At 47.5% G+C, this 5,622-nt stretch carries 4 protein-coding genes; all 4 read right to left on the minus strand.

All coding sequences use genetic code 11. From position 1 onward, the window contains the following. Nucleotides 1–163 precede the first annotated feature (163 nt). Complete coding sequence (locus O3Q51_18200) at nucleotides 164–544, minus strand: endonuclease domain-containing protein (GenBank protein ID MCZ4410754.1); 381 nt, start codon at nucleotides 542–544, stop codon at nucleotides 164–166. 849 nt (nucleotides 545–1,393) lie between these two features. Next, a complete protein-coding gene (locus tag O3Q51_18205; protein ID MCZ4410755.1) occupies nucleotides 1,394–2,395 on the minus strand; it encodes a type IX secretion system membrane protein PorP/SprF in 1,002 nt (333 codons plus the stop codon). Next, nucleotides 2,392–5,367 (minus strand): gliding motility-associated C-terminal domain-containing protein, encoded by a 2,976-nt coding sequence (locus O3Q51_18210; protein MCZ4410756.1) that lies wholly within the window; start codon nucleotides 5,365–5,367, stop codon nucleotides 2,392–2,394. The genes O3Q51_18205 and O3Q51_18210 overlap by 4 nt, the downstream gene beginning before the upstream one ends. 70 nt (nucleotides 5,368–5,437) lie before the next feature. Continuing rightward, on the minus strand, nucleotides 5,438–5,622 hold a 185-nt coding region (locus tag O3Q51_18215), incomplete at its 5' end, for a hypothetical protein (GenBank protein MCZ4410757.1).

Raw genomic sequence — 5,622 nt, forward strand, 5'->3', positions numbered from 1 at the left:
TAACATCTGTAAATAAAGTCACAAACCCAATTCTAAATCAAATCCAAAACTGACTCGAATACGTGTCCCCCGCTGGCGGGGGTGGATTCGACGACCGGAGGAAGGAGAAGACGGGGGTGGGAAGTTTTCATCTTAAAAACCTACCAAAAAAGACGAATAGACTTCATGTCTCTTTTCTTAAAGCTTCTATTTGCCTTTCTATAACCTCACGAACCAGATTCATATCATTCAAAACCTCTTCATCGTTGAAACGAAGAACGGTATAACCGAGATTCTCCAATTCTTTTTGTTTACGGTCGTCTCGTATCTGAACTTCATCCAATAAATGGGTATAGCCATCGACTTCAATCACAAGTTTTAGCTCCAAACAAATGAAGTCTACAATGTAATTTTTTATCGCCCTTTGTCGTCTGAATCCAGCACCCACCATCTGCCGTTTGGACAAGGCATACTTCCACAAACATGCCTCAGCTTTTGTCATTGCATTCCTGTTCTCATGTGCGAAGTTTCTCAGATGCTTATTGTAGAAGTTGTGGTCAGACATGAATTGAATATAGCTATTCTAGTTGTTTCAATTCCCACCCCCGACCTTTTTTCGTTCCTCCAAAAGCCCACCCCCGCCAGCGGGGGACATCCTTAAAGTCATTTTTTTTGATGTAGGATAATAAGTGTTTTGACTGAGTTTATGACGGGATTTGTCAGAGACGGATGGATTCGACGACCGGAGTAAGGAGAAGACGAAGGTGGGCAATCCCTATCATCCTCCCCCACCTCGTGCCTCGGCACGCCCTACACTTCTTGACTCATTTGTAAATCTACCCAATAAGATGATTCGGACGTCGCGCAGCAATACCGGTAAAAAGGGTTAAGAGACAAGCTAAATATGGTAGGAAGTCTGACCTAGGAGAGCAATATAACTATGCAACTGCGCGCGTCCGTTTTTAGCCGGGGTTTAGCGCATTAACGGTACCCTCAAGCACGCATTAACTTGCGCAAAAATTGCCTTTCGACGTCCTTGACTTTTTTCTCCATTTTTGTGTCAACCGAGGGACCACAGGAACCGAGCTCACGAATTCCGATAAATTTATAATACTCATTAGTAACACAAAAAGGGAAAGAGAAAAATTCATTTCGAAGCAGATTCGGATCTAATGAAAAAGATGCACTTAGTTGATCCACTGTGCGACTATCGAACTCAAGAATTCCTTTTAAAGCAAACATTGATGAGTAAAACAACAGGAAGACAAAAGGTCAATCTAATGACCAAATTGAAAATTTGCCACAATGTGGGTCATCACCCTACGGAGGGAGACATGATCACGCACGTATTCTGAGTTAAGGATACCCTGCACCCGTTTGCGAAAAGAAACTTTGCTAAGAAAAAATTGTTTTGCTAAAACCGAGCACAAGGAACGATGCGTCTCTTTTTCTTCTTCTTGCGGTTGTGAACTTCCAAGATCATAGAGATCTCATGTGCTCCGCCGCTATAACCGAAGAGCCTGTTGATGCTGATATCGTAGCTATACCCAAACGTGAATCGCTTGGGTGCTTCGTAGCCCACCAAGAAGATAAGCGACTCGTTGTTTTGGTATCCCGGTTTATAGGGTTTCATGGGTAAGCCTCGGTACCACATTCCGAAATTGACGTGGGAGATCGTGAAGTATGCGCCCAGGTCCAGTTGGTTCCATTCGCCTTGCTGCTTATAGTTGAAGGCTACCCGTAGCTTTTTCTGCCCCAGGCTCTCTTCAAAGCTTTCAATCGGGATGATCGACCCACCGTGAATCGACAGTTTTCGAGGAATAATATCCGAACCTCCCAGCAAAGATTGGTTGGGCTCATTAATGCGGTGCAAAGAAACGCCCAACCACGATTTGGTATTGAAGTACAAAATACCCGCGGCAAAATCGGCATAGGCTCGGCTCAAATTCAAATTGGGTTGTGAGAGGCTGGTAGCCGACTCTCGGATGATTTGATCGGCAAAAAGAAAATTGCCATCACCAAAAGCTCTTTGGCCAAAACTACCCTTCACTCCCACTGCGAGATTCGACTTTCGGCTAATGGCTATTTGCTGGGAGTAGTAAACGGAAGCCACCGTATTGCTCAAATTATTGGCCCCCGCCACATCTTTCATCACCGAGACTCCCACCCCCGCGTTGATGTCGTCGATGTACATATCGACTCCCGCCGCTAAGGCATTGTATTCGTTTTCAATGCCCGGCCATTGCTTACGGTAGTTCATTACTACTCGGGTAGCTTGAATGCTTCCCGCGAAAGCGGGATTGAGGTAGAGGGGATTGCTGTATGGCTGTGAAAACTGCATATCCTGTGCGGACATCTCCACGCCAATCAGCATCAGCAGCATTGCTCCATATGTCTGCAAATGCCCCTTCATCATCTAATCAAGGTTATGTCTCCTACTTTGGTCGTTTCCGTGCCGTCGGCAAAGACAAAGTCTATGCGGTAGACGTATACGTCCATGGGACAGATGCGCTCGCGATAGGTACCGTTCCAGCCTCTTTCAATTTCCGTGCTTTCAAAGATCAACTCTCCCCAGCGATTGAAAATACTCATGCGGTATTCGTCCACGTAATCGGCGAAAGGGTAAAAAACGGTATTGTCCGTTCCTTGCGGATCGTAGTATGGATTATTGCCATTATCGCCCGGTGTAAATGCGGTGGGTATGGTAATGTCGTAGTCGATCTTGATCTCAACCATTCTGGTGATGCTGTCACGGCAACCAAATTCATTCTCGACCAGCAAGTCCACGGGATAGTTTCCAGGAGCAGGAAAGGTGTAGACAAATTCGTCTTGGTTTTCAAAAGTCTCACCGTTGATATTCCAACTATCCAGCACGTAGCCTTCACTCTCGTTCACAAAAGTGATGTCGGGAGTCTCAATGCTCGTGCTCCAAGTCGATGCAGAGAAAAAGGCCGTGGGAAGAGCAAAGACTTCAATAGGGATTGCATTGGTGCTCTGCACCTTGCAACCCTCTTGGGTGCTTATTTCCAAAAATACTTCGTAGAGGTTTGGATCGGTCAGCGTAAATTCAGCGGGATTACCCAAATAGGTATCACCGTTTGACAAAGTCCATTGGTACGTGAGTCCGGGTAGTGTATTCAAAGTATCTACCAATACCACATCCAGCGGTGAACAGCCATTGATCAGCACATCGGGCAAATCGGCTGTGGGTAGATCAAAAACGGTAATGGCAACTGAATCCGTTACGGCGTTTCCGCAAACATCGAGGACCGTAAGTTCATATACAACGGATGAATCAACCGTGACCGTCGTAGGTCCTTGACCCGTCAATTCAGGTGCGCTCCATTGGTAAGTGTTTGGTGGGTATGCTCCCGAATACTCGGCGAAAATGTCAACGGTCTCTCCAGGGCAAATGGATGTGTCGGGAGTGATGACCAAGTTCTCGGGAAACATATTGATCACCTCCACCACGATGGTGGCCTCTTGAGAAAGGCAGCCATTCTCGTCTTGGGCTGCCACCGTATAGACCGTGGCTGTATCAGGCGAAACAGATATACTTCCTGTTTGCAAGTTAGATGCACTCCAGTTGTATATAATGGCTCCGGTTCCACCGGTGGCTATAGCCGTGAGATCGGTCGAAGTTCCAAAGCAAATTGTGGTATCCGCAGAAGCGGTAAGTATCAGCGGATCGGGTTCTGCAATCTCCAGAATGGTATCTGCGGTGCAGCCGTTTAAATCGGTTAGTTCTACCGTGTAGAACCCTTCTGCCAGATCAGAAGCGGCTTGACCATGATCTATTTGATCCGACCACGCATAGGTGTATGGCGCTGTGCCACCGGATACATCCAAGGTGATCACCCCGTCTTCGGCACCGAAGCAGGTAATATCGGTTTGTTCAAGAATGTCTATCGCGATGTCGGGGTAGAATTGAAGATCTACCGTGTATAGCGTATCGCAGGCAATGCCGTTGCCTGACGTCAAAACGGGATAGACCCCTTCTTCGATCACCGTACTTCCATCGGGAAGTTGATAGGATTCTCCTCGACAAATTTCCACATCCAAGGGAACATCAATCGGAGGAAGTACCGTAAGGTCAATCGTGAAAAGGCTGTCACATCCATTGATCGTTTGGAGGGCAACGGGATAGATTCCATCAGTCGAAACTTCCGTTCCGTCGGGAAGAGTATAGGTTTGTCCTGAACAGATTTCTTCCGTAAGATTGAAACTATAAGTTGGATACTCCTCCAGGATTATGGTTATGGTGCTGTCGCACGTATTGACCGTCTGAAAGGTAGATGTGAACGTTCCGGGGGTGTTGACCACGGTATTGTCCGGAAGGGTGTATGACCCGCCCGCACAGAAACCATCCTCAACGGTAGACTCATAAGCGTAATCTTCCACCAGCACGCACTGTACTTCCACATCGCCATTGGAATCGGTTACGGTAACACAATAGGTACCCGCGCAAAGATTCTCAGCAGTGGGAGTTGTTTGTTCGTCGGGGTCATCCCATTGAAAGGTATAAGGCGCTACACCACCCGTAGGATTGGCTGTAGCGGTTCCGTTACAAATAATAAAAGCAGGATCGGGACAGTTGGCATTGCAGGTTCCGTAAGTTGGTGGTCCTTCTTCATCCCATGCTCCGCCGTCGGGGATTCTTCTCAAACTCTGTCCTTGAAAAGTAGCCGCCGAAACATTGAGAATGTAATTCTTTCGGTCGGCGGGAAATTCATCGTAGTTGGCTAGGGTTCCACTGTAGGTACAACCCGGGCTGGTTGGTACGCAGGGATACTCATCAGTATTGGCTTGGCTAGCCCAGGATACGGCATCTTGCGGAACACCGTCGGCATCGTAAAACGCAAACCATCCACCCGCATTGGGGAACCACAATCGATTTCCCCCACCCACACATACTCCGGCACCCGTTACGACCAGTTCGACAACGTTACCTCCATTTTCAACCAATAGATTGGCGGGAACGGGATCGGCATTGATTCCTCTGATCAGCGCAAAACCTGCGGCGGGCACTACCGTTCCGGCAGGAATGACGTAACCACCCGAATAGGGATCGGGGTCGTTGGCATTGTTGCCCAAATAATAGCATGAAATATCGATGGGGCTGCAGATGTCGGGATTGTAGAGTTCTATCCACTCTCCTGCCTGAGTTCCGTTTCCACCCCACATCGATCCATCGTTGTCCGAAGGTGACAGCATCAATTCGTTGATCAGAATGCTCGGACCAAAATACCCACACCCTTCACCGTCGCATTGCGTATTGTCGGTAGAGGTGACACTCAAATCGATTTGGGAAAATAGGGAAACAGGGAAGCACAGCGCGAACATAAAAAGCACCAGTGCATTTATAAAGCCTGTGAAAAGTTTGAACATACCGCAATCCCTTAGGCGGTGTTTACGAAAATTCAGAGCAAAGGTTTTACAGTAGAATCGATCGGACGCCTTAGAACCACGTGGCTTTGAGATTCATTTCGCGAGGCAACTCAGAACCAGTTAGTTCAGGGAATTGATCGAGACTTTGAGTTAATCGGGAGTTCGCTTCAGTTCGGCTGCGCTCACTGACCACGCTCACTTTTTGTCCACGGAACTGCACCAATGGGCACGAATGGATTCGAATGGATATAAATG

The organism is Cryomorphaceae bacterium 1068, assembly GCA_027214385.1.
Lineage (GTDB): Bacteria > Bacteroidota > Bacteroidia > Flavobacteriales_D > Cryomorphaceae > JAKVAV01.